24 protein-coding genes are annotated in these 24,376 nt (G+C 70.7%); 18 read left to right on the forward strand and 6 right to left on the reverse strand.

The annotated features are described in order from the left end of the window. Window positions 1–10: 10 nt before the first annotated feature. The 15 genes from AC0IY1_RS03070 (at window position 11) to AC0IY1_RS03140 (ending at window position 14,062) form a co-directional block, all read left to right on the forward strand. Window positions 11–748, forward strand: a complete 738-nt coding sequence (locus AC0IY1_RS03070) for a pseudouridine synthase (RefSeq protein WP_471767950.1) — start codon at window positions 11–13, stop codon at window positions 746–748. Window positions 749–805: 57 nt separating this feature from the next. Then, entirely contained in the window at window positions 806–1,420 is a 615-nt protein-coding gene (locus AC0IY1_RS03075) for a PepSY domain-containing protein (RefSeq protein WP_471767661.1), read from the forward strand. A gap of 71 nt (window positions 1,421–1,491) precedes the next feature. Next, window positions 1,492–1,968 carry a 30S ribosomal protein S6 gene (rpsF, locus tag AC0IY1_RS03080; RefSeq protein WP_055956175.1) on the forward strand — a complete coding sequence of 159 codons (477 nt, stop codon included), beginning with the start codon at window positions 1,492–1,494 and terminating at the stop codon, window positions 1,966–1,968. A 3-nt stretch (window positions 1,969–1,971) separates the two neighbouring features. Next, entirely contained in the window at window positions 1,972–2,262 is a 291-nt protein-coding gene (gene rpsR, locus AC0IY1_RS03085; RefSeq protein WP_471767662.1) for a 30S ribosomal protein S18, read from the forward strand. Between the two features lie 164 nt (window positions 2,263–2,426). Then, on the forward strand, window positions 2,427–3,473 hold the full coding sequence (locus AC0IY1_RS03090) for a DUF2232 domain-containing protein (RefSeq protein ID WP_471767665.1): 1,047 nt from the start codon (window positions 2,427–2,429) through the stop codon (window positions 3,471–3,473). Window positions 3,474–3,501: 28 nt separating this feature from the next. Beyond that, entirely contained in the window at window positions 3,502–4,065 is a 564-nt protein-coding gene (rplI, locus tag AC0IY1_RS03095) for a 50S ribosomal protein L9 (protein ID WP_055956184.1), read from the forward strand. Between the two features lie 291 nt (window positions 4,066–4,356). Beyond that, entirely contained in the window at window positions 4,357–5,844 is a 1,488-nt protein-coding gene (locus AC0IY1_RS03100; protein ID WP_055956187.1) for a replicative DNA helicase, read from the forward strand. 117 nt (window positions 5,845–5,961) lie between these two features. Further along, window positions 5,962–6,462 (forward strand): DUF29 family protein, encoded by a 501-nt coding sequence (locus AC0IY1_RS03105; protein ID WP_471767667.1) that lies wholly within the window; start codon window positions 5,962–5,964, stop codon window positions 6,460–6,462. Window positions 6,463–6,488: 26 nt separating this feature from the next. Next, a complete protein-coding gene (gene alr, locus AC0IY1_RS03110) occupies window positions 6,489–7,586 on the forward strand; it encodes an alanine racemase (RefSeq protein WP_471767669.1) in 1,098 nt (365 codons plus the stop codon). Between the two features lie 49 nt (window positions 7,587–7,635). Beyond that, a complete protein-coding gene (radA, locus tag AC0IY1_RS03115; protein ID WP_471767670.1) occupies window positions 7,636–9,072 on the forward strand; it encodes a DNA repair protein RadA in 1,437 nt (478 codons plus the stop codon). Window positions 9,073–9,467: 395 nt separating this feature from the next. Next, a complete protein-coding gene (locus AC0IY1_RS03120; RefSeq protein WP_055956198.1) occupies window positions 9,468–10,073 on the forward strand; it encodes a CvpA family protein in 606 nt (201 codons plus the stop codon). 107 nt (window positions 10,074–10,180) lie between these two features. Then, the gene (purF, locus tag AC0IY1_RS03125) at window positions 10,181–11,671 is read left to right on the forward strand and encodes an amidophosphoribosyltransferase (protein ID WP_471767672.1); all 1,491 of its coding nucleotides are present in this window, start codon (window positions 10,181–10,183) and stop codon (window positions 11,669–11,671) included. Window positions 11,672–11,678: 7 nt separating this feature from the next. Further along, the gene (locus tag AC0IY1_RS03130; protein ID WP_471767675.1) at window positions 11,679–12,428 is read left to right on the forward strand and encodes an SDR family NAD(P)-dependent oxidoreductase; all 750 of its coding nucleotides are present in this window, start codon (window positions 11,679–11,681) and stop codon (window positions 12,426–12,428) included. Window positions 12,429–12,470: 42 nt separating this feature from the next. Next, the gene (locus AC0IY1_RS03135) at window positions 12,471–12,878 is read left to right on the forward strand and encodes a dihydrofolate reductase (RefSeq protein ID WP_471767677.1); all 408 of its coding nucleotides are present in this window, start codon (window positions 12,471–12,473) and stop codon (window positions 12,876–12,878) included. A gap of 56 nt (window positions 12,879–12,934) precedes the next feature. Then, the gene (locus tag AC0IY1_RS03140) at window positions 12,935–14,062 is read left to right on the forward strand and encodes a carboxylate-amine ligase (RefSeq protein WP_471767679.1); all 1,128 of its coding nucleotides are present in this window, start codon (window positions 12,935–12,937) and stop codon (window positions 14,060–14,062) included. 9 nt (window positions 14,063–14,071) lie between these two features. On the opposite strand, the gene der is transcribed toward AC0IY1_RS03140, so the two are convergent. The 3 genes from der to AC0IY1_RS03155 form a co-directional block, all read right to left on the reverse strand. Then, on the reverse strand, window positions 14,072–15,430 hold the full coding sequence (gene der / locus AC0IY1_RS03145; RefSeq protein WP_055956212.1) for a ribosome biogenesis GTPase Der: 1,359 nt from the start codon (window positions 15,428–15,430) through the stop codon (window positions 14,072–14,074). A gap of 46 nt (window positions 15,431–15,476) precedes the next feature. Beyond that, a complete protein-coding gene (locus tag AC0IY1_RS03150) occupies window positions 15,477–16,190 on the reverse strand; it encodes a tetratricopeptide repeat protein (protein WP_471767682.1) in 714 nt (237 codons plus the stop codon). A gap of 180 nt (window positions 16,191–16,370) precedes the next feature. Then, window positions 16,371–16,979, reverse strand: a complete 609-nt coding sequence (locus AC0IY1_RS03155) for an NnrU family protein (RefSeq protein ID WP_055956218.1) — start codon at window positions 16,977–16,979, stop codon at window positions 16,371–16,373. Window positions 16,980–17,098: 119 nt separating this feature from the next. On the opposite strand from AC0IY1_RS03155, the gene AC0IY1_RS03160 reads away from it, so the two are divergent. Beyond that, a complete protein-coding gene (locus tag AC0IY1_RS03160) occupies window positions 17,099–18,283 on the forward strand; it encodes a hypothetical protein (protein WP_471767685.1) in 1,185 nt (394 codons plus the stop codon). Here the strand turns inward: AC0IY1_RS03160 and AC0IY1_RS03165 are convergent. Beyond that, window positions 18,267–19,178 (reverse strand): LysR family transcriptional regulator, encoded by a 912-nt coding sequence (locus AC0IY1_RS03165; RefSeq protein ID WP_471767687.1) that lies wholly within the window; start codon window positions 19,176–19,178, stop codon window positions 18,267–18,269. The two genes, AC0IY1_RS03160 and AC0IY1_RS03165, sit on opposite strands and share 17 nt — an antisense overlap. Window positions 19,179–19,278: 100 nt before the next feature. On the opposite strand from AC0IY1_RS03165, the gene AC0IY1_RS03170 reads away from it, so the two are divergent. After that, the gene (locus AC0IY1_RS03170) at window positions 19,279–20,277 is read left to right on the forward strand and encodes an aldo/keto reductase (RefSeq protein ID WP_471767688.1); all 999 of its coding nucleotides are present in this window, start codon (window positions 19,279–19,281) and stop codon (window positions 20,275–20,277) included. Window positions 20,278–20,286: 9 nt separating this feature from the next. Here AC0IY1_RS03170 and AC0IY1_RS03175 read toward each other — a convergent pair whose 3' ends face one another. Both AC0IY1_RS03175 and AC0IY1_RS03180 read right to left on the reverse strand, forming a co-directional pair. Next, on the reverse strand, window positions 20,287–22,863 hold the full coding sequence (locus AC0IY1_RS03175) for an ABC transporter permease (protein WP_471767690.1): 2,577 nt from the start codon (window positions 22,861–22,863) through the stop codon (window positions 20,287–20,289). Window positions 22,864–22,867: 4 nt separating this feature from the next. Next, complete coding sequence (locus tag AC0IY1_RS03180) at window positions 22,868–23,581, reverse strand: ABC transporter ATP-binding protein (RefSeq protein ID WP_471767692.1); 714 nt, start codon at window positions 23,579–23,581, stop codon at window positions 22,868–22,870. Window positions 23,582–23,742: 161 nt separating this feature from the next. On the opposite strand from AC0IY1_RS03180, the gene AC0IY1_RS03185 reads away from it, so the two are divergent. Next, window positions 23,743–24,372 (forward strand): arylesterase, encoded by a 630-nt coding sequence (locus AC0IY1_RS03185; RefSeq protein WP_471767694.1) that lies wholly within the window; start codon window positions 23,743–23,745, stop codon window positions 24,370–24,372. Window positions 24,373–24,376 lie beyond the last annotated feature (4 nt).

Genomic DNA, 24,376 nt, shown 5'->3' on the forward strand with positions numbered 1-24,376 from the left:
GCCGGCCAAGATCGCGCAGCTGCGCCTCGACCGGCTCCTCGCCAATATGGGCTACGGCTCGCGGCGCGAGATCGCGCTCCTCACCCGCGCCGGCCTCGTGGTCCTCGACGGCGCGCCCCTGCGGGACGCGGATCAGCGCATCCCGGTCACGCCGGACCTCGCCCAGCGGATGACCGTCGACGGCGACCCCCTCGACCCGCCGCCGGGCCTGACCCTGATGCTGCACAAGCCGCTCGGCGTCACCTGCTCGCACAAGGAAGCCGGCCCTCTCGTCTACGCTCTCCTGCCCGAGCGCTGGCGCCGGCGCGACCCTGCCCTCTCCACGGTCGGGCGCCTCGACAAGGAGACCTCCGGCCTCCTGCTCCTCACCGATGACGGCGCCCTCCTGCATCGGATCATCGCCCCGAAGGCGAACGTGGCCAAGCGCTACCGCGTCACCCTGGATCGTCCGCTGACCGGCACCGAGGGCTCGGCCCTCGCCTCCGGCACGCTGATGCTGGACGGCGAGGAGAAGCCGCTGCTGCCGGTCGGGTTCGAGGCCGAGGGCGAGACCGGCGCGGTGGTGACCCTGCACGAGGGGCGCTACCATCAGGTCCGCCGCATGTTCGCCGCCCTGGGCAACCACGTCACCGCCCTGCACCGCGACCGCGTCGGGGGTCTCGATCTGCCGGACGACCTGGCGCCCGGCGATCATCGCGTTCTCGGCGAAGCGGAAATCGCCGCAATCTTCGCCGGCGACGCGCCCTGATCGGTCCGGAACCGGACCCTGCGCAACCGGTTGGATCGGCAAACGCCAGCCCGACCGGTGATTCCCCTGAACCGACTCCCGACGCGGCTCCTGGCGCTGGCCCTCGGCACGGGCCCGGCCAGCCTCGCCCTGGCGGACATTCCGGGCGCCGACTGGATGCCGGCCGATCAGGTCAAGCAGAAGCTGATGGCCGCCGGATACACCCGCATCACCGCGTTCGAGGCCGATGACGGCCACTGGGAGGGCGAGGGCCTGAAGAACGGCGTCAAGATGCCGTTCCATGCCGACCCGAAGACCGGCGCGATCCTCACGGAGAAGCCCGACAAGTCAGTCGGCCCTCCCCGCCGCGTCCGGGACGCGTCCCTGTGCCCTGCGGCGGACCGCGTCGACGATCGCAGCGGCGAACCCCGTCCGTCCGGCGCCGACGAGGCTGCGGACGACGTCTTGCACAGGGTCCTCGCGCCCCAGCTGCCTTGCCAATCCCGGCCGACTCGTTTATGCGCCACCCCTCGCGTTCGCTCCGGCTGGGGGCTGAACGGACGGTGTCGATTCGTTCGGCACAGGGTCAAGCCTTGCGAAGGGCCGATCCCGTCGTCCCGTGTCTCCGCCTTCGATCAACCGCTCGGGCCTTCAAACGGCTCGAAGGGCTTGGCGCCGGGCGACTGCGTATGAACCGGCCCGACGCTTCCTTTCCCGCACGTTCTTCGTGCCGTCGGGTCCCTTTGAATATGAAGGGCCCGTTAATGCCTCTCTACGAACACGTCTTCCTGGCGCGCCAGGACGTGACGGCCCAGCAGGTCGAGACCATGGTCGAGACCTACAAGGGCGTCATCGAAGCCAATGGCGGCAAGGTCGAGAAGATCGAGATGTGGGGCGTGAAGTCCCTCGCCTACCGCATCAAGAAGAACCGCAAGGCGCATTTCACGCTCCTCAACGTCGACGCCCCCCCGGCGGCCCTCGCCGAGATGGAGCGTCAGATGCAGATCTCCGAGGACGTCCTCCGCTTCATGACCGTCCGCGTCGAGGAGCTCGAGTCCGAGCCGTCGGCGATGATGCAGAAGCGCGACCGCGACGACCGCAAGGATCGTGAGCGCGGCCGTCGTCGTGACGACGAAGGCTTCGGCGGTGGTGGATTCGGCGGCGACCGCGATCGCGGCGACCGTGGTGATCGCGGCGACCGGGGCGACCGCCCCGAGCGCAGCTTCGGCGGGGAGGCTTAAGTCATGGCATTTGGTGCTGGACCCGGTGCACCCGCCGCTGGCGGCGGTGGTGGTGGTGGTGCAGGTGGCGGACGCCGCCCCTTCTTCCGTCGTCGGAAGACCTGCCCCTTCTCGGGCGCGAACGCGCCCAAGATCGACTACAAGGACGTCAAGCTCCTGTCGCGCTACGTCTCCGAGCGCGGCAAGATCGTGCCGTCGCGCATCACGGCGGTCTCCGCCAAGAAGCAGCGCGAGCTCGCCCAGGCGATCAAGCGCGCCCGCTTCCTGGGCTTCCTCCCCTACGTGATCAAGTAAGCGCCCCGGCGCGCGCCCCGGCCCGTCCTCCACGGGCCGGGGCACCACGCCGCTCGCGCGGCACACGGGTTCGTACCGGCCGATCCGACAGGAGGGCCGGGAGTCGTTGGGGCACCAGGCGCCTCTAACCCTGCCCAGGACGGGACAGTGGGACAGCGGGATTGATGACACAGTTTCTCGGCATCGGTATCGGCGCGGGTCTCGTCTCCGCCCTCCTCTTCGGCGTCCTGCTGAAGGCGACGGCGCTCGCGATCCTGCTCTACCTGCTCGCCCCGCTCCCGATCCTGATCGTGGGGCTCGGCTGGAGCCACCGGGCCGCCCTGGTCGCGGCCGTCACCGGCGCGCTTGCCCTCGCCCTCGTGGTCCAGCCCTTCCTCGGCCTCGGCTTCTTCGCCTATCTCGCCCTGCCGGCCTGGTGGCTCGCCTACCTGGCCCTGCTCGGACGACCGGGCGCCGACGGCACGATGGAGTGGTATCCGACCGGGCGCCTCCTCGCCTGGACCGCCGGCACGGCCGGCCTCGCCTTCGTGGCCATCGCGGTGATCGCCGCCCCGAACTACGAGACCTTCCAGTCCCAGCTCCGGGGCATGACCCGGACGCTGATCCAGGTCCGGGCCGACCGCGCCGTCAACCCGGCGGCTCCCGTTCCCGGCCCTGCGGCGCCCGCGCCGAAGCCGGACGCCCCCGAGGCCGGCGCCGAAGCTCCGGCCGGGTCTGCGGCCGAGTCCGGGTCGCAGGATCCCGCTGAGGCGACGCGGACCGAGGTCGCCAACGCCCTCGCGGCCATCGCGCCGGGGCTCGCCACCCACGGCCTCACGGTCCTGCTGACCTTCTATCTCTGGGCCGCCGCCCGCATCGTACGGATCTCCGGGCGCCTGCTGCGTCCCTGGCCGGACCTCGCGGCCACGATGATGCCGCGCCGCGTGCTGGCCGTGCTCGTGGGCGCCGTGGTGCTCGCCCTGGTGCCGGGCTATCCGGGCACGCTAGGCGTCGCCGTGGCGGGGGCGCTCAGCGCCGCCTTCGCGATCCAGGGCCTCGCCGCCTTCCACGACCGCAGCCGCGGCCGGCCCGGGCGCCTCGCCCTCCTGCTCGGCCTCTACCTGATCCTCTTCTTCACCCAGGGCGTCGCGCTCCTCGCCCTGACCCTGTTCGGCATGGCCGATACCGCCCTCGACCGCCGCCGTCCCCGCGACGCGGCCGGACGACCCTGATCCTCCCCCCAACCGAAGGACCAACACCATGGAAGTCATTCTCCTCGAGCGCGTCGCCAAGCTCGGCCAGATGGGCGAGACCGTGAACGTGAAGCCGGGCTACGCCCGCAACTTCCTCCTCGCCCGCGGCAAGGCCCTGCGCGCCACCGAGGGCAACAAGAAGCACTTCGAGACCCAGCGCGCCCAGCTCGAGGCCCGCAACCTCGAGCGCAAGTCCGAGGCGCAGGCCGTCGCCGAGACCCTCGAGGGCAAGAGCTTCGTGCTCATCCGCCAGTCGGGTGAGACCGGCGTGCTCTACGGCTCGGTCTCGACCCGCGACCTGGCCGAGGTCGTCACCGCGGACGGCTTCACCGTGGGCCGCGACCAGTTCGCCCTCAACCAGCCGATCAAGACCCTCGGCCTGCACACCGTTCCGATCGTGCTGCACCCCGAGGTCGAGGTCAGCATCACGGTGAACGTCGCCCGTTCGCCGGAAGAGGCCGAGCGTCAGGCCCGCGGCGAGTCGACCACCGAGCGTGAGGCGTTCAACCTCGACGACCTCGGCCTCGAGGTCGGTGCCGCCCTCGCCGAGGCCGGCGACGACCGCGAGTAATCGCGCCACAGGACGGTGAACAATGGGGATGACCGGCCTTAACGGTTGACTAGTTCCGCATTTGTTCCAGCATGGACGCCCGTCATCCCCCCGGATGGCGGGCGTTTCTGCGACCGGTCCCCTCGCCCGCTCTTCCCCGAAGTGCGGACCGGACGGGACGGAAGGCCGCAAAGCGCGAATCGGCTAAGGTTCGGCTAACCATGCCGGCGCCATGGTCGGGCGATAGCGACGTGCGGCGGCGGACCCCCGCGCGGACGATTGAATCGACGAGTCGGAGCCTCGAATCAGCCCATGGCCCTGCCCAACGCCCTGACGGCCAACCTTCAGCCCGTCGCGCAGGAATTCCGCGTCGCGCCCCACAACATCGATGCCGAGCAGGCGCTGCTCGGCGCGGTTCTGGTGAACAACGACGCCTTCTACCGGATCTCGGACTTCCTCCTGCCCGAGCACTTCATGGAGGACGTCCACCGCAAGATCTTCGAGGTGGCCTCCCAGCTGATCAAGGCCGGCAAGCTCGCCACGCCGATCACCCTGAAGACCTACCTGGGCGATGCCGATCTCGGCGGCCAGACGGTGATGCAGTACCTCGCCCGCCTCGCGGCCGAGGCCACCACCGTCATCAATGCGGGCGATTACGGCCGCACCATCTACGACCTCGCCATCCGCCGCCGGCTCATCACCATCGGCGAGGACCTGGTGAACGGCGCCTACGAGGCCCCGGTGGAATCCTCCCCCCGCGACCAGATCGAGGGCACGGAGCGGCGGCTCTACGAGCTCGCCGAATCGGGCAAGTACGACGGCGGCTTCCAGAAGTTCTCCGACGCCCTCACGGCCGCGGTGGACATGGCGGCCAAGGCCTACCAGCGCGAGGGCAAGCTCTCGGGCATCGCCACCGGCCTGTCGGACCTCGACGCCAAGATGGGTGGCCTGCAGCGCTCGGATCTGATCATCCTCGCGGGCCGCCCGGCCATGGGCAAGACCTCGCTCGTCACCAACATCGCCTTCAACGTCGCCAAGGCCTACCAGGCCGAGAAGCTGCCGGATGGCCGGACCGAAACGAAGAACGGCGGCATCGTCGGCTTCTTCTCGCTCGAAATGTCGGCCGAGCAGCTGGCGACCCGTATCATCGCCGAGCAGTCGGGCGTGCCGTCCTACAAGATCCGTCGCGGCGACATTCAGCCGGCGGAGTTCTACAAGATCACCGATGCCGCCCGGGACATGCAGACGATCCCGTTCTACATCGACCAGACCGGCGGCATCTCCATCGCGCAGCTCGCCGCCCGCGCCCGCCGCCTCAAGCGTCAGAAGGGCCTCGATCTCCTGATCGTCGACTACCTGCAGCTGCTCTCCGGTTCGGGCAAGCGCAGCGACAACCGCGTGCAGGAAATGACCGAGATCACCACCGGCATGAAGGCGCTCGCCAAGGAACTGGCGGTGCCGATCATCGCCCTGTCGCAGCTCTCCCGTCAGGTCGAGAACCGCGACGACAAGCGTCCGCAGCTGGCAGATCTCCGCGAATCGGGCTCGATCGAGCAGGACGCCGACGTGGTGATGTTCGTCTTCCGCGAGGAATACTACGTCAACAACAAGAAGCCCCGCGAAGGCACCGAGGAATTCTTCGCCTGGGAAGCCGAGATGAACCGCGTTCACGGCAAGGCCGAGGTCATCCTGGGCAAGCAGCGCCACGGCCCCACCGGCACGGTCGAGCTGCAGTTCGACGCCAACATCACGCGCTTCTCGAACCTCGCGCAGTCCGACCGCCTGCCGGAGCAGATGTAGGCGGGCCGCCCCTGGACAGGCTCGCTTGGCGCGGACGCGCCTCGCGAACGAGTGCGAAATCCCGTATGGTCGACGGGATCCGCGAACCGTCGCACCCGGACGCGAGAAGGAGCGACCGTGGCACATCCCCAGCGCGTCGAGGCCGGTCCGCGCCCCGGCACTGCCTCTGACGCCGGCCGCGCAGCCCGGTTCACCGAGCAGGCCGCACACCTGCGCCGGCGGGCCCGGGCGAAGCTCGACCTTCCCCATCCGATCGACGCGGTGGAAGCGGCGGCGCGCGCGGAACGGAATGCCGTGACCAGCGCGCTGCGAATCAGCCTGTTCCAGGTGCTGAAACGGGATCATCAGCCCGACCTGCGGACCCGGAACGGGGCACCATCCATCCGCGTGCAGCGTCTCGCCGTCCGGGAGCGGGTCGAGGACAGCCCGAGCCTCGGGAGCCGGATGGAAGCGCTTTGCGAACGCGCCGATCGTCGTGCCCGTATCGAGGCGGCGGCCGAAACCAACCTTGCGGAGGCGACCGTCCCGGAAGCATCTCCCTGCGGCATCGACGCGGTTCTGAACCGCGAGGTTTCCTGGCCCCCGGCGGCCGTTGAGAAGGCGCGCGACCCATCCTAGGCCTGACTGATCCGGAACGGCGCCCGATGCGCGAAGCGACCCACGGCGCCCACCTCACCATCGACCTCGCGGCCCTCGCGGAGAACTGGCGGCGGCTCGATGCCCAGGCGCCGGAGGCGGGCTGTGCGGCCGTGGTCAAGGCGGATGCCTATGGCTGCGGCCTGTCCCAGGTGGCGCCCGCGCTGTGGGCGGCCGGGTGCCGGACGTTCTTCGTCGCGCATCTGAGCGAGGCGGTGGAGGCCCGGGCCGTCCTGCCCGAGGCGACGATCTACGTCCTGAACGGTCTCCTGCCCGGCCTCGGCCCGACCCTCGTCGCGCACGATCTCCGCCCGGTGCTCGGCAGCCGGGAGGAACTCGCCGAATGGGCCGCCCTGGCAGAGACCGCCGGTCGTCCCCGCCCGGCCGCCCTGCATGTCGATACCGGCATGAACCGGCTCGGCCTCTCCGTGCCCGAGGCCCTGGGGCTCTCGGGCGATCCCCTGATCGCGCGCGCCGGCATCGCGCTGCTGATGACCCACCTCGTCAGCGCCGAACTGGCGAGCGACCCGATCAATGCGCGCCAGATGGCGGATTTCGCGCGGGTCCGGGCCGCGCATCCCGGACTGCCGGGCTCCTTCGCCAACTCCTCCGGGATCTTCCTCGGAGCCGAAGCCCATCACGACCTGCTGCGGCCCGGCTATGCCCTGTTCGGCGGCAACCCGACCCCGTGGAAGCCCAACCCGATGCGGCCGGTGGTGCGCCTGGAGGCGCAGGTCGCGCAGATCCGCGACGTCTCTCCCGGCGAGACCTGCGGCTACAACGGACGCTGGCGGGCCACCGAGCCGCGGCGCCTCGCGACCCTCTCGATGGGCTATGCCGACGGCTATCCGCGGTCCGCGAGCGGCCGCGGCATCGCCCTGGTCGATGGCGTGCGCTGCCCCATCCTCGGGCTGATCTCGATGGACCTCATCATCCTCGACGTGACCGAGGCACCCGCGACCCGGCGCGGCGCGACCGCGACCCTGATCGGCGACGGGCTCGACGTCGACGCGGTCGGACGCGCCGCCGGCACCATCGGGTACGAGATCCTGACGGGGCTAGGTTCTCGCTATGTTCGCCATTATGTGACAGGACACGAGGCCTGAAGCCCGCCGGACGAATGGGCGCCCGGGCGCCCCTCCCAGCGGAATTGCGATGGCCAAGATCCAACAGACCTTCGTCTGCCAGTCCTGCGGGGCGGTCTACAATCGCTGGCGCGGGCGCTGCGAGGCCTGCAACGGCTGGAACACCATCGTCGAGGAGACCGGCGCCACCGGCCCGCAATCCGGCCCGGTCAAGACACGGCCGAGCCGGGCCCGCGGCCGGGTCTTCGCCCTGGAGGGCCTCACCGGCGAGGTGAAGGAGGCGCCGCGCATCCCGTCCGGGATCAACGAGCTCGATCGCGTCACCGGCGGCGGCTTCGTGCGCGGCTCGGTGATCCTCCTCGGCGGCGATCCCGGCATCGGCAAGTCGACCCTGCTGATGCAGGCCTCCGCCGCCATGGCCCGCACGGGCGAGCGCGTCGTCTACATCTCGGGCGAGGAGGCGGTGGCGCAGGTGCGCCTGCGCGCCGAGCGCCTCGGCCTGTCCTCGGCCGCGGTGGAGCTCGCGGCCGAGACCAACGTGGAGGACATCGTCGAGACCCTGTCGCAGGGGCGCCCCCCGGCCCTGGCGATCATCGACTCGATCCAGACCATGTGGACCGAGACCGTGGAATCGGCCCCCGGCACCGTCACGCAGGTCCGCGGTTCGGCCCAGACCCTGATCCGCTTCGCCAAGACCACCGGCACGGCGGTGATCCTCGTCGGGCACGTCACCAAGGACGGGCAGATCGCCGGACCCCGGGTGGTCGAGCACATGGTCGATGCCGTCGCCTCCTTCGAGGGCGACCAGGGCCACCATTTCCGCATCCTGCGGGCGGTGAAGAACCGCTTCGGACCCACCGACGAGATCGGCGTGTTCGAGATGACCGATGGCGGCCTCGCCGAGGTGCCGAACCCCTCCGCGCTGTTCCTCGCCGGCCGCGACCACGCGGCGCCCGGCACCGCGGTGTTCGCCGGCATGGAGGGCACGCGCCCGCTCCTCGTCGAGATCCAGGCCCTCGTGGCGCCCTCCTCCCTCGGGATGCCCCGGCGGGCGGTGGTCGGCTGGGACCCGAACCGCCTGTCGATGGTGCTGGCGGTGCTGGAGGCCCATGGCGGCATCCGCCTGGGCACGCACGACGTCTACCTGAACGTGGCGGGGGGCCTGCGCATCTCGGAGCCCGCCGCCGATCTCGCCGTGGCCGCCGCCCTGGTCTCGTCCCTGTCCGGGGCGACGCTGCCGCCCGAGACGGTGTATTTCGGCGAGATCGGCCTCTCCGGTGCGGTCCGCCCGGTGGCGCAGGCGCCGGCGCGGCTCAAGGAAGCGCTGAAGCTCGGCTTCGCCAAGGCCGTGACGCCGCAGGGGCGCGGCGAGGGCGGCGACAGCGCCCTCTCGACGGAGGCCCTGCGCCACATCGCCGACATGGTGGCGGGCATCGCCAGCAACGGGCCCCGCCGGGTCGCCCAGCGCCGCGGGCACAATCCACCCGATTACAGCGACGACGATTAGGGCGTCGGCCCGGACCGGTGGAGCCCGCCCCGGGCCCGGCGTGGTCCCCCTCTGGAAACAGGGCCGGCCATGGTGGAGGATCGACAGTCGATCCCGCCCGCGTCGAAGGTCTGGCCCGCCCCCGGGACGACTATTACGGCACGAAACAAGTCGTCGGCCGGCACGCCGCTGAACAGTCCGACGGGTGAGAGGCCGGATGGCCGTCCGAAACGGGCGGACGACGGCGTGAGGCCGCGCCCGCGTCACGCCGGACCCGCGCGAGCACCGGGCGGGAATGGGCCTCCACGCCAGGGTGACGGCCGAGTTTCCGCGCGATATACAGGGCCGCGGCCGGGGGAAGCCGCACGATCCGGTCATCGTCGCCGCTCCGCCCCATGAAGTGACAATCGTCAGAGATGCCGTTCTCCGTTCTCGATCTCGTTGTGCTGGGTATCGTTGTCGTCTCGGCGCTGTTGGCGGCCGTGCGCGGCGCGACTCGCGAAGTGCTCGCCATCATCGCCTGGGTCGCCGCCGCCGCCATTGCGTGGAAATTCCATCCTTACCTGCTGCCCACGGTCAGCCAGCACGTGTCGAACGCCACCGTCGCCCTGGTGGCCTCGATCGCGGCGATCTTCCTGGTGACGCTGATCGTCGTGTCGATCATCACCGTGAAGGTGTCGGATATGATCCTCGATTCGCGCATCGGCGCGATCGATCGGTCGCTGGGTTTCCTGTTCGGCGCCGGCCGCGGCTTCCTGATCTGCGTCATCGGCTGGGTGTTCCTGGCCTGGCTCGTCCAGGGCAAGATGCCCCCCTGGGCGTCCGAGGCGCGCAGCCGCCCGATGCTCGAGAAGTCCGGCGAGGCCCTGGTGGCCCAGCTGCCCGAGAATCCGGAAGGCTTGTTGAAGCAGTTCAAGAAGCCCAAGACCGACGCGCCGGCCGATCCCGTCGAGCCGCCGGAAGGAGAAATCCCGGCCCAGCGCCGGACCGAAGCACCAGCCACGCCCGCTCCGCGACGCTGATCTGCGTCTCTGCGCGCTTGGTTGCAGCGCGAAGGCCGACTACATGACGGCTTCTTGACGGTGCCCGCTCGGGATTCGCGCGGGACCAAGCAGGGATCGACATCATCATGTCTTTAGCCAAGTCGAGCGCCCGCCCCCCTGTCGAGGTCGTGGACGGGCTCGACCGCGACGGCGACACGCTGCGCGAGGAATGCGGCGTCTTCGGCATCTTCGGCCATCCGGATGCCTCCGCCATCGTCGCCCTCGGCCTGCACGCCCTGCAGCATCGCGGCCAGGAGGCGGCCGGCATCGTCTCCTTCGACGGGGCGGTCTTCCACTCCGAGCGCCGGCCCGGCCTCGTCGGCGATTCCTTCTCGGACCGCTCGACCATCGAGCATCTCGAAGGCCCGGCCGCCATCGGCCACGTCCGCTACTCCACCACCGGCGGCACCATCCTGCGCAACGTGCAGCCGCTCTTCGCCGAGCTCGCCAGCGGCGGCCTCGCCGTCGCCCATAACGGCAACCTGACCAACGCCCTGTCGATCCGCCGCGACCTCGTGCGCGACGGCGCCATCACCCAGTCGACCTCCGACACCGAGGTGATCCTGCACCTGGCCGCGCGCTCCCGGGCGCCGCGCATCGTCGAGCGCTTCACCGAGGCCCTGCGCCAGATCGAGGGCGCCTACGCCATCGTGGCCCTGACCAACAAGAAGCTCATCGGCGCCCGCGATCCCATGGGCATCCGCCCCCTGGTGCTGGGCGAGCTCGACGGCCGCTACATCCTGGCCTCCGAGACCTGCGCCCTCGACATCATCGGCGCCAAGTTCATCCGCGACATCGACAACGGCGAGATCGTGGTGATCTCGGAAGAAGGCATCGAGTCGATCCGCTTCGCCCCGGCGCAGCCCATGCGGCCGTGCATCTTCGAGTACATCTACTTCGCCCGGCCGGATTCGGTGGTGAACGGCAAGAGCGTCTACGCCGTGCGCAAGAACATCGGCCACGAGCTCGCCCGCGAATCCGCGACGGCGGCCGACGTGGTCATCCCGGTGCCGGATTCCGGCGTTCCGGCCGCCCTGGGCTTCGCCCAGGAGACCGGCCTGCCCTTCGAGATGGGCATCATCCGCAACCACTACGTCGGGCGCACCTTCATCCAGCCGACCCAGTCGGTGCGCGAGCTCGGCGTGCGCATGAAGCACTCGGCCAACCGCGCGGTGGTGGAGGGCAAGCGCATCGTCCTCGTCGACGACAGCCTCGTGCGCGGCACCACCTCGGTGAAGATCGTGCGCATGATGCGCGAGGCCGGCGCCCGCGAGGTGCATTTCCGGATCGCCTCGCCGCCGATCACCTACCCGGACTTCTACGGCATCGACACGCCGGAGCGGGAGAAGCTGCTCGCCGCCACCCACGACCTCGAGGGCATGCGCCGCTACATCGGCGCCGATTCGCTGGCCTTCCTGTCCATCGACGGCCTCTACAAGGCCATGGGCGAGGAGCGGCGCAACGAGGCCTGCCCGCAATACACCGACCATTGCTTCACCGGCGACTATCCGACCGGCCTGACCGACCTCGCCATCGCCGGACCGCGCCGCCTCGCCATGCTCGCCGAAGCCGATTGAGCGCACGATGAGCAGCCCGACCCAGCCGCTCGCCGGCCGCCTCGCCGTCGTCACCGGCGCCTCGCGGGGAATCGGCCGCGCCGCCGCCCTCGCGTTGGCGCAGGCCGGCGCCCACATCATCGCCGTCGCGCGCACGCAGGGGGGCCTCGAGGAGCTCGACGACGCCATCCGGGGCGTCGGCGGCAGCGCCACCCTGGTGCCCCTCGACCTCACCGACTACGACGCCCTCGACCGCCTCGGCGCCGGCATCCACGAACGCTGGCAGCGCCTCGACATCCTGGTGGGCAATGCCGGCATCCTCGGCAACCTCACGCCGATCGGGCACGTGACGCCGAAGACCTGGGCGCAGGTGATGGATATCAACGTCACGGCGAATTACCGCCTGATCCGCTCGCTCGATCCGCTGCTGCGGGCCTCCGATGCGGGCCGGGCCATCTTCGTGACCTCGGGCGCCGCGCAGAAGTGCCGGGCCTATTGGGGACCCTACTCGGTCTCCAAGGCCGCCCTCGACGCCCTGGTGCGCACCTACGCGGCCGAGACCGCGACCACCCCGGTGCGGGCGATGCTGCTCAATCCCGGCCCGCTGCGGACCGCGATGCGCAGGGCCGCGATGCCGGGCGAGGACGAGATGACCCTGAAGACCCCGGACGACCTCGCGCCGCACTTCGTGCGCCTCGCGCATCCGGACTTCGACGAATCCGGCAAGATCTACGACTTTCCGAGCGACCGGATCCTGACGCCGCAGATGGCGCGCTGACGCCGGACGCCGCCCTCCCTCCTCCCGTTTCCCGAGACGCCCATGATCGACGTTCGCTGCATCTGCGCCATCGGCCTTCGCGGACAGCTCGGCCTGAACGGGCACCTGCCCTGGGAGGGCAACACCGATCCGCTCTTCGTCGAGGACGTGACGCGGTTCTTCGCCATCACCATGGGCCACGTCCTGATCGCCGGCCCGAAGACCATCGCGTCGGTGCCCGAATTCGCCTTCAAGGACCGGACCATCGACGTCATCCGCAGCCACGAGGACCCGAAGGCCGTGCTGGCGCGCTATCCCGGGCGACGCATCTTCGTGGGCGGCGGCATCGCGGTCTGGAACGTCTACGCCCGGTATATCCAGCACTGGGACATCACCCGCCTGCCCTATGACGGCGAGGCCGATCGCTGGTTCGACCCGGCCTGGCTGGTGGGCGGCGCCCTGCGCGCCTGAGGGCACAAACCCTCCGCTGGGGGGTTGAGGGGAGCAACCCAACGACAAGGCTCCCGATGACGTCCGCCCCCTTCCGCTTCGGCATCGAGGAAGAGTATTTCCTGGCGGATGCCGAGACGCGCGGTACGCCGCGTCGCTCGGTGAAGCCCTTCCATGTCCAGGCCGGCGAGGAACTGCCCGAGATCGGGCGCGAATTGCTCCAGTGCCAGGTCGAGGTCTGCACCCCGCCCTCCACGCACTTCGCCCAGGCGCGCGACGTCCTGACCCGACAGCGCTCGGCCCTGGGCAAACTCGGTGGCGAGCACGGTCTGCTGGTCTTCGCGGCCGGCACTCATCCCGTGGCGGACTGGGCCCGCCAGCTCCCCACCAAGGGCGACCGCTACCGCGGCATCCTGCGCGATGTCGGCCTCGCCGGGCGGCGCAGCCTGATCTGCGGCATGCACGTCCACGTGGAGGTGCCGGAGCCCGACAGGCGCGTTGACCTGATGAACCGGCTCCTGCCCTACCAGCCGCTGCTGCTCGCCCTCTCGGCCTCGTCGCCGTTCTGGCAGGGCAAGCCGACGGGCCTCAGCGCCTATCGCCTCAGCGCCTTCGGCGAGCTGCCCCGCACCGGCCTGCCCGACCTCTTCGCCGACAATGCCGCCTACGAACGCTACGTCCGCATCATGACCCGGGCGGGCTCGATCCAGGATGCGAGCTTTCTGTGGTGGTCGCTCCGGCCGTCGATCAAGTTCCCGACCCTCGAATTGCGGATCGCCGATTCCTGCACCCGGCTGGAGGACGCGCTCACCATCGCGGCCCTCTACCGCTGCCTCGTCCGCCTCGCAGTGCGCCGGCCGGACCTCAACGCCGACCTCGACGGCGTCTCGCGGGCGCTCGCCCAGGAGAATCTCTGGCGCGCCCAGCGCAGCGGCACCGAGGCGGAGCTGATCGACGAGGCGAGCGAGGAGGCCCTGCCCTTTGCCCAGGCTCTCGACAACGTCCTCGCGCTCATCGCCGAGGACGCCGCCGCCCTGGGCTGCGAAGCGGAGGTCGCCCGGGCCCGCAGCATCCTCGCGAACGGCACCAGCGCCGAGCGCCAGGCCGCGACGTTCGAGGGCGCCCGCGACGGCGACACCTCGAACCGCCAGGCCCTGGACGCGGTGGTGGACTGGCTGGCGCAGACGACCTGCGGCGCGGCCTGATCCCAGGCCTCAGCCCTTGTTCTCGCGGTCGAACGGGTTCTTCGAGGTCCGCAGCGACAGCCGGATCGGCGTGCCGGGCAGCTCGAACGACTCGCGCAGGCCGTTGACGAGGTAGCGGGTGTAGGATTTCGGCAGGGCGTCGAGCTGGTTGCCGAACAGGGCGAAGTGCGGCGGTCGGCTCTTCACCTGGGTGGCGTAGCGGATCTTGATGCGCCGGCCGGAAACCGCCGGCGGCGGGTTGCGCTGGGTCGCCTCGCTGAGCCAGTCGTTGATCCGCGAGGTCGAGACGCGGGTGCTCCAGATCGACTCGGCGTTGGTCACCGCCTGCATGAGCTTGTCGATGCCCTCGCCGGCGAGGCCGGAGAGCGGCACCACGGCGACGCCGCGGACCTGGGGCAGCAGGCGGGTGCAATCCTCGCGCAGCTTCTTCAGGAGACCGTTCTGGTCGGCGACCAGATCCCACTTGTTGAGGCCGATGACGAGGGCGCGGCCCTCGCTCTCGATCAGGTCGACGATGGTCAGGTCCTGCTTCTCGAACGGAATCGTGGCGTCGAGGAGCACCACCACCACCTCGGCGAAGCGCACGGCGCGCAGGCCGTCCGAGACCGCGAGCTTCTCGAGCTTGTCGTCGATGCGCGCCTTGCGGCGCATGCCGGCGGTGTCGTGCAGCTTGATCCGGCGGCCGCGCCATTCCCAGTCGAGGGAGATCGAGTCCCGGGTGATGCCCGCCTCGGGGCCGACGAGAAGGCGCTCCTCCCCGAGCATCCGGTTGATCAGCGTGGACTTGCCCGCATTGGGGCGGCCGACAATGGCGACCTTCAGCGAGCGATTCGACGGATCGTCGTCATAGTCTTCGTCCTCGTCGTCCGGCTTCGGCAGCGACTCGATCAGCGCATCGTGCAACTCGCCGATGCCCTCGCCGTGCTCGGCCGAGAACGGGATGGGATCGCCGAGGCCGAGGGAGAACGCCTCGTAGGCACCCGACATGCCGGCGCCCCCCTCCGCCTTGTTGGCGATGAGGATCACCGGGCAGCCGGCGCGCCGCACCATCTCGGCGAAGGGCTGGTCGGCCGGCAGTACGCCCGCACGGGCGTCGATGACGAACAGCACCACGTCGGCCTCGAGGATCGCGGCCTCGGTCTGGGCCCGCATGCGGCCGAGGAGGGAGCCGGGATCGGCCTCCTCGAGACCGGCGGTGTCGATGATGCGGAAGACGAGACCACCGAAATTGACGTCGCCCTCGCGCCGATCGCGGGTCACGCCGGGGCGGTCATCCACCAGGGCGAGCTTCTTGCCCACGAGGCGGTTGAACAGGGTCGACTTGCCGACGTTCGGCCGTCCGACGATCGCGACGGTCGGCATATCCATGGTGTGCTCGTTTCGATCAGGCGTCCGTGAGAAGCGGGTCGAGGGCTCAGCGCGTGACGGGTGGGGGAGCGGCCGGGGCGGCGGGGGCCGCAGCGGTCACGGTGATGGGTCCGCCGGCCACCAGGGCCGCGTAGACCTCGATGCGCTGGCGCAGGTTCTGCGGCGTCTGCGCATCGGCGTTGATCTGGTCGAACCAGCGGCCGGCGCCGTCGTAGTCGCCGCGCTTCAGGGCGACGAGGCCGAGCATCTCGCGGGCGGTGTGGCGGAAGGGGCCGTTCGGCGCGGCGAGGCCCTGGAGCGTCGCCAGGGCGGCGTCGGGCTCCGTGCCGTCGACGCGCAGCAGGGCCGAGCGCAGGCGGGCGAGGTCGCGCAGGCCTGTGCTCACCTTGGTGTCGTTGGCCAGCGCGTCGTACTCGGCGGCGCCCGCCTTCGGATCGCGCTTGGCGGTCTCGGTGGCGGACCGGAAGCGGGCCAGGAGGGCGTAGCCGGACGGCGCGTCGCTCTCGATCGCCTCGAAGGCCTTGTCGGCCTCCGCCGACTTGCCCTCGCGGGCCAGGCGGCTGGCGACCTCGAAGCGCTCGGAGGCGGCCTCGGCGCGCACCTGCTGGTCATGCTGCCAGTAGCGCCAGCCACCGACGGCGGCCACCACGAGGATCGCCAGGGCGATGATCACGCCGCTGTAGCGGCGCCAGATCTCGGCGACCTGATCGCGGCGATAGTCCTCGTTGACCTCGCGGATGAACTCGTTGTTTTCGGCCATGTCGTCTCACGCCGATCGGGAACCGAGCGGCCGCTGCGTGAAGAGGAAGGCCTGCGCCTATCACAGGCGCGGGCCGTTGGCGACCGGCTTCGACGCGGCGCGACCGGCTTCGACGCGGCGCGACCGGCTTGCGACGCGGTGCGCCCCGCCTCGACGCGGAGCCTCCGGTGCGGATGCGCCTCAGGCCTGGCCCGGCCAGGCGGCGACGCCGATCAGGAGCGGATGCAGGTAGCGGGCGAACGTGAACCAGACCGCGAGCCCGATCACCACCGCCAGGGCGTCGTTGCGCCAGCCGGCCGGCGCGGCGGCCGGGCCGGCATGCTGCGCGACCACAGCCCCGGGGGCGAGTGCCCGGCGCTTCGCGCTGATCCGGGCCATGACCGCCCAGGCCAGGAAGCTGCCGAACAGCAGGATGGAGCCGAGGTCGCCGTTGGCCAGCAGGTGCGCGGTGGCCCAGATCTTCACGGCCAGCAGCATCGGGTGCTTGGCCCGGGCGCGGATGTGCCCCGGCAGGTAGGCGGAGGCCAGGGCGACGAAGGCCAGGGCGGTCAGGAGCAGGGCCAGGTGGCGGGTCCAGACCGGCGGGTCCCACACGGCGATGTAGCCGGACTGTCGATAGAGGTGGAAACCGTAGGCGATGAGCACGAGGCCCAGGAGGGAGGACAGGGTGTAGGCGAGCTTGTAGCGGCCCTCCCCGACCTGGTCGATCATCCGCGCCCGCCGCGCCCGTGCCATGGAGAAGGCATGCGTGCCGAGGAAGAGCACGAGCCCGAGGATGAGGAGGAGCATGAAAGGCCTTCGCGGACGGTCGACGGGGACATGTGGACAAGGCCGGAATCGGACGCGTGCGCACAATCCAACTGTAACGGTTCAAAACGCAAACTGCGGCCGATGTCCAGGCACACCCGATGACGCGCCCCCTTCACCTCGCGGCCCGGCTCCTGCTCGGTCTCGTCGGCCTCGCCGGCCCGGCCCGGGCGGCGCCCGAGCCGCCGCTCTCCGCCCTGACCCTGGTCGGCCCCCCGGTGGTGATGTTCAAGGCGGGGCGCGACGCCTGCGACGGGGTCGACGTCCCCGACGCCTCGGCCCGGGCCTTCCGTGAGGCCTCCGGGTCCGTCGCCCTGTTCGGCATGCATTACCGGAACCGCGCCTTTCGCGGTCCCCGCCTCGACGCCCTGAAACTGGACTGCGCGGTGGTGCTCGAATCCGGCGGCAAGGCCGATCCGGCCGCCTACGACGACGCCTCGTGGATCACCGCGACCTGGACCGAGGACGGCCGTGCCGTCGCCGCCCTGGTCCACCACGAGTACCGGGCCAACGAGCACCCGGGCCGCTGCCGTGCCAAGGACTACATGGCCTGCTGGTACAACAGCGTGGTGGCGGCCGCCTCGACCGATGGCGGACGCAGCTTCCACCGCGCGGTGCCGCCGGTGGTCGTGGCCGGCGCGCCCTTCCGCCAGGAGGTCGGGCAGGGCAGCCATCGCGGGTTCTTCAATCCGTCCAACATCGTCTCGGACGGGACCTGGCGCTACTTTCTCGCTTCCACCACGGGCTGGACCCTGCCGGGCAGCGATCAAGCCGCGGGTGTCTGCCTGTTCCGCACCCGCGATCCCGCCGACCCGACGAGCTGGCGCGCCTGGACCGGCACCGGCTACACGGCGGCCTTCCCGGATCCGTACGCGAAGCCCCTGAAGGCCGCGGCGACCTGTACGCCCGTGGCACCGTTCCCGACCCCCGTCGGCGCCGTCGTGCGCCACCGGGGCAGCGGCGCCTGGATCGCGGTCTTCATGGCGAAGGCGGGCGCGGGCTTTCCGCAATCCGGCTTCTACTGGACCACCTCCCGCGACCTCCTGGCCTGGGACAGCCCGCGCCTCCTCCTGGCCGGCGCCACCCTGTACGACGATCCCTGCCACGCGCCCGACGGGCTGATCGCCTATCCGTCCCTGCTCGATCCCGACGCCCGGGGCCGCAACTTCGACGACACCGGCGACACGGCCTTCCTCACCTACGTGACCCTGCGCACCGAGGGCTGCCGCATCACCTCCGACCGCGACCTCCTCCGGCGCAATCTCGCGATCAAGGTGTGGCCGTGAGCCCGGTCTCCGGCCGCCGCACGAGGTCGATGAAGGCCTGCAACGGCGGGGGAATCTGGCGCCGGCCGGCGTAGTACAGGAACAGCCCGGGAAAGCTCGGGCACCACTCGGGCATCAGGCGGATGAGCCGGCCGGACACCAGATGATCGCCGACGCTGTCCTCGAAGACCAGGCCGAGGCCGAGGCCCGCCAGGGCCGCCTCGACGATCATCTCCTGGTCGTTGACGGTGAGCGGGCCGTCGACGGACACCGCCACCGCCCGTCCGTCCTTCTCGAGTTCCCAGCGATACACCGCACCGCCGGGAAAGCGCTGCCGGATGCAGAGGTGCTCCACGAGATCGGCCGGGCTCTCGGGCCGCGGCCGCCCGGCCAGGTAGGCGGGGGCGCCCACCAGGGCGAAGCGCTGGGGCCCCCCGAGCGGCACCGCGATCATGTCGCCGGCGAGGTGCTCGCCGAATCGGACGCCCGCATCGAAGCCGGCGGCCACCACGTCGGTCAGCGCATCGTCCGCCACCACCTCGACGCGGACCCCGGGATATCGGGCGAGGTAGCGCGCCACCAGCGGCATCAGGACGAGGCGGCAAGCCGAGCGCGGCGCGTTGATGCGCAGGGCGCCCCCGAGGGTGGCGCGGAACGCGCCCGCGGCTCCGACCGCCGCGGCGATCTCGGTGAGGGCCGGCGCGATCCGGGCGAGCAGGGCCGCGCCCGCCTCCGTCGGCGCGACGCTGCGGGTGGTGCGGTGGAGCAGACGCACCCCCATCCGGGTCTCCAGGCCCCGCAGGGCATGGCTCAGCGCGGAGGTGGACACCCCGAGATCGCGCGCGGCCCGGCGAAAGCTGCCGTTCCGGGCAATGGCCGCGAACGCCGCCAGATCCGCCAGATCGCCACGCCGCATTGATGCGCCTCGCTCAACGGTTCGTCCCGGAGTGTTGACCTTATCGCCGATCCGGCGCCGTGGCACACCGGGGCGGCGAACCCCGAACCCAGGCAGCGCGATGCGACAGCAGCCCCTCGGCCAGACCGGCCTCACCGTCTCCGTCCCCGGCCTCGGCTGCATGGGAATGTCCGAATTCTACGGACCGTCCGACGAGGCGGAGTCCCTCGACACCCTCGCGGCGGCCCTCGACCTCGGCTACGACTTCCTCGACACCGCCGACACCTACGGCCTCGGCCACAACGAGACCCTGCTCGGCCGCTTCCTCAAGGGCCGCCGCGACCGGGTCGTGCTCGCCACCAAGTTCGGCATCGTCCGCCCCTCCAACAGCCCGGACGACAGCGCGAAGCGGCGGATCGACAACACGCCGGCCTATCTGACCGCGGCCTGCGAGGCCTCGCTGACCCGGCTCGGGGTCGAGACCATCGATCTCTACTACTGCCACCGCCGCAACCCGGAGACCCCGCTCGCCGAGATGATCGGCGCGATGGCGCGCCTGGTGGACCAGGGCAAGGTCCGTGCGCTCGGCCTGTCCGAGGTCTCGCCGGAAACCCTGCGGGCCGCCCATGCGATTCACCCGATCGCGGCGGTCCAGAGCGAGTATTCCCTCTGGAGCCGGACGCCCGAGGACGCGATGCTGCAGACCTGCCGCGACCTCGACGTCACCTTCGTGGCATACGCACCGCTCGGACGCGGCTTCCTCACCGGGGGCCTCGATCCGGCGCAGCTCGCCGCCGACGATTTCCGCCGGGGCAACCCGCGCTTCCAGGCCGATGCCCTCGCGCGGAACCAGCGCCTGCTCGACGGTCTCGGCGCCATCGCTTCGGCGCGCGGTGCCAGTCCGGGCCAGATCGCCCTCGCCTGGCTCGTCGACAAGGCACCGAACGTGGTGCCGATCCCGGGCACGCGGCGGGTGGCACGCCTCGCCGAGAACGCCGCGGCCATGGACCTCGCCCTCACCCCCGGCGAGATCGCCGAGCTCGATGGACTGTTCCGCCCGGGCGCCGTCGCGGGCGCCCGCTATGCGGAAGGGGGAACCGCCGGCATCGAGACGCTGTGACGCCCTCGCTCAGAACTGCCGCAGATACGGCGCCGGCTTCTGGCCGAGGATGCGCCAGGTTCCGGCGAGGCCCAGGATGATGGCGAAGGCGACCGCGAGGCCCGCCGCCAGGATCGCCCCCGACAGGTCGAGGGTGAAGTCGAGCTTCATCACCCGGGTGACGATGACCCAGGCCGCGAGGTTCCCGGCGGCGAGCCCGAAGATCGCCGTGGCGAGGCCGAGGGCGCCGTATTCCAGGGTGTAGGCGGCCAGCAGCCGACCCCGCGTCGCGCCCAGGGTCTTGAGCACGACCGCGTCGTAGAGCCGGGCGCGGTGACCGGCGGCGAGGGCTCCGGCCAGCACGAACAGGCTCGCCACCACGGCGATGCCGCTGGCGCCCCGAATGGCCAGGACCAGCTTGGCGACGATGTCGCTCACGGCCTCGAGCGCCTCCTTCACCCGCACGCTGGTGACCGACGGGTAGGTCCGGGCCACGTCCCGAAGGATCGCGGCTTCGGCCCTGGCGTCGGGGCCGTTCGGCAGGGTCAGGGTCGCCAGATCGGAATGCGGCGCCCCCCGGAAGGTCCCGGGCGAGAACACCATGACGAAGTTGATGCCGAGTGAGCGCCACTCGACCTTGCGCAGGTTGGCGATCCTGGCCGTCAGCGTCCGCCCCAGGACATTGACGCTCACGCTGCTGCCGACGGCGAGGTTCAGCTTACCCGCCAGTTCGGCATCGAAGGACACGAGCGGCGTCCGTGCTTCCTCGGCGCTCCACCACTGACCGGAAACCAGCGATGAGCCTTCCGGGAGGTCGTCGGCATAGGTGATGCCGCGGTCGCCATCGAGCACCCAGGCGGCGTCCTCGGGCGCCTTGATCTCGCCGGCCGGAACGCCGTTCAGGGCCGTGATCCGCCCGCGCATCATCGGAACGCGCTCGATTTTTGCGCCCGGCGACAGCCCGCCGAGGAAGGCGTGGAAAGCGTCCGCGTCGCTCGAGGGGATGTCGAGGAAGAACAGGTTCGGCGCCTTGGCGGGCAGGGAATTCGTCAAGGTTCGCCGCACATTGGCGTCGATGAGGCTCAGCGTGACGAGCAAGGTCACGCCCAGGCCGAGAGAGAGCACGATCGCGGGGGTGAGCGCCCCTGGCCGATGCAGGTTCGCCAGGGCCATGCGGGGGGCCGCCATGCGTGGACGCGGGAGACGTCGCGCCACCGCCATGAGGCCGAGGGCGACGAGGCGCAGCAGCCCGAAGGCGAGTCCGGCGGCGACGATGAAGATGAGCGCCAGGCGCCGGTCGAAGGCGGTGACCAGCGCCAGCCCGACCAATCCCGCGAGGGCGGCCGCCAGGATCAGGCGATAACGCAGACGGGTGCGGGCGGAGCCCGGATCGACCACGTCTCGGAACAGGCCCGAGACGGGAATGTCATGGGCGCGCCCCAGGGGCAGGATGGCGAAGGCGAGCGCCGTCAGGAAGCCGTAAGCCGCTGCAAGGGCCAGCTCGCCGGGCGCGATGGTCGGATTCAGCGGCAGCGGCAGGGCATCGTGGAACAGGGCGTCGAGGCCGAAGGGCAGGAGCGCCCCCACTGCGAGGCCGATCGCGATCCCGAGGCCTGCGATCAGGAGGACCTGGGTGAGATAGAGGACCACCACCTGCCCACCCGGCGCGCCGACACTCTTCAGGGTGGCGATGGAGCCGCGCTTTCGCTCGACGAAGGCGGCTACCGCGTTGGCGACCCCGACGCCGCCGACGATCAATGCTGTGAGGCCGACGAGGGTCAGGAACTGCGTGAAGCGCTGGATGCTCTTGGCGAAGCGCGGATCGGCGTTGGTGCGCGCCCGCATCTCCCAGCCTGCATCCGGCGCGGCCTTGGCGATGGCGGCGGCGCGCGTCTCGAGGTCGGCATCTCCGGCACCGGGGATCTGCAGGCGGTAGCTCCAGCGGTTGAGGCTGCCCGGCCGGATCAGGCCCGAGGCGGCCAGCGCCTCGTGCGTGATCAGCACCCGAGGGCCGAAGCCGATGCCGTTGGCGATGCGATCGGGCTCCGACACCAGGGTGGCGCGGATGACGAACGGCTTGCCCGCAATGGTGATCCGGTCCCCGACCTTCAGATCGAGGCGGGTGAGCAGGGCCGGATCCGCCACCGCGCCGGCAGTGCCTCCGCGTTCGGACAGGAGATCGCCTAGGGATTCGGCCGGATCGGTGACGAGTTCGCCGGTGGTGGGGTAGTCGGCGCCCACCGCCTTCAGCTCGACCAGGGCCGCACCGGTCTCGCCGGCCACGGCCATCGCACGGAGCGTGGTCACCACTGAGACGCGCCCTTGGGCGTCGAGGGCCGCGCGCTCCTGGGGCGTCGCCTCCCGGTTGATCAGGCTGTAGGTGAGATCGCCGCCGAGGATGCGCGCGCCCTCCCGCCCGAGACCATCGGTGAGCGAGCGCGAGATCGAGGCGACGCCGGCGATGGCCGCGACGCCGAGGGCGATACAGGCGAGGAACACGGTGAAGCCCGCCAGGCCGCCGCGCAATTCGCGAAGCGCGAGGCGCAGGGTGAGCGGAACACGCCGACGTAAGGAACGTGCGCTCGGCTTGGGAAGGGTGCCATGCATCGGATCAGGCCTGGACCGGCACCGGTGCTTCCACCCGGCCGGAGCGGAGCCGAACCGTGCGATCGCAGAGGCGTGCGAGCCCGGGGTCGTGCGTGACGAGGACGAGGGTCGCGCCGCGGTCGCGCTTCAGGGCGAAGAGCAGGTCGACGATCTGACGGCCCGTCGCCTCATCCAAGTTGCCCGTCGGCTCGTCGGCCACCAGAATTGCGGGGTCCGGTGCGATAGCCCGCGCAATGGCGACGCGCTGCTGCTCGCCGCCCGAGAGCTGGGCCGGATAGTGATGCAGGCGGTGGCCGAGGCCGACCGCCTCCAGCTCGACCTGTGCCCGGCGGTGCGCATCGGGCTGGTCGGCGAGTTCGAGGGGCAGCGCCACGTTCTCCAGGGCGGTCATCGTCGGGACGAGATGAAAAGCCTGGAACACGATACCGATGCGGCGCCCGCGGAAGCGCGCCAAGGCATCCTCGTCGAGACTTCCGAGATCGGTGCCCTCGACGAAGATGCGCCCGGAATCGGGCCGCTCCAGGCCGGCCATGACCATCAGCAGCGTCGATTTGCCGGAGCCGGAGGGACCGACAAGCCCCACCGCCTCGCCCGGCGCCACATCGAGAGAAATACCGCGCAGGACATGGACGCGAGCGGCCCCGCGACCGAGGCTGAGGTCGATATCAGAGAGAGCGATGGTCTGCGCCGTCGGCGCGGAGGGGTTGTCGGACTTCAACGGGCGACCGATCTGTGAGCAGGTGGCGTCAGCGTGACCGCCAGCAAGGCGGATGCAAGGGTCGGGGTTGTGATCGAATGGGTCTGTGTGGAGTCTCACGCCTCACCGATATGGTCCGCAAGAGGGCAGTGCACCATGCCGGTCTCGGCCTCGTCGCTCTGATGACACTCTTTGCCGCACTCGGCCTCGGCACCCTTCCGTCGAACGCGACACCGGACGCGTCGCCGGTGAAGCTGGTCGCCTTCGGCGACAGCCTGACCGCTGGCTATCGCCTCCCCACGAATGCGGCCTTCCCGACGGTGCTGGAACGGGCCCTGAAGGCACGTGGACGCGCGGTTACGGTGGCGAATGCCGGGGTCTCGGGCGACACCACCACGGGCGGCCTCGATCGCCTCGACTGGTCGGTCCCGGACGGAACAGACGGCGTCATCCTCGAACTCGGCGCCAACGACATGCTGCGCGGCACCGACCCGTCTGTGACTCGCAAGGCTCTCGACGCGATGATTGCGCGCCTCAAGGCACGCGGCATCCCGGTGCTTCTCGCGGGGATGAAGGCTCCTCCCAACCTGGGATCGGACTACGCAACGCGCTTCGACGCGATCTACCCGGATCTGGCCAAGCGCTACGATCTCGTCCTCTACCCATTCTTCCTCGACGGCATCATCGGCGACCGGCAGGCACACCTGGACGACGGTTTGCATCCGAACACCCGCGGCGTGGAGACCATCGTGGCCGGCATCTTGCCGACCGTCGAGACCTTCCTCGACCGCATCAAGCCGCAGGCGCGCTGAACCC

The sequence above is a fragment of the Methylobacterium sp. AC690 genome (assembly GCF_979256535.1).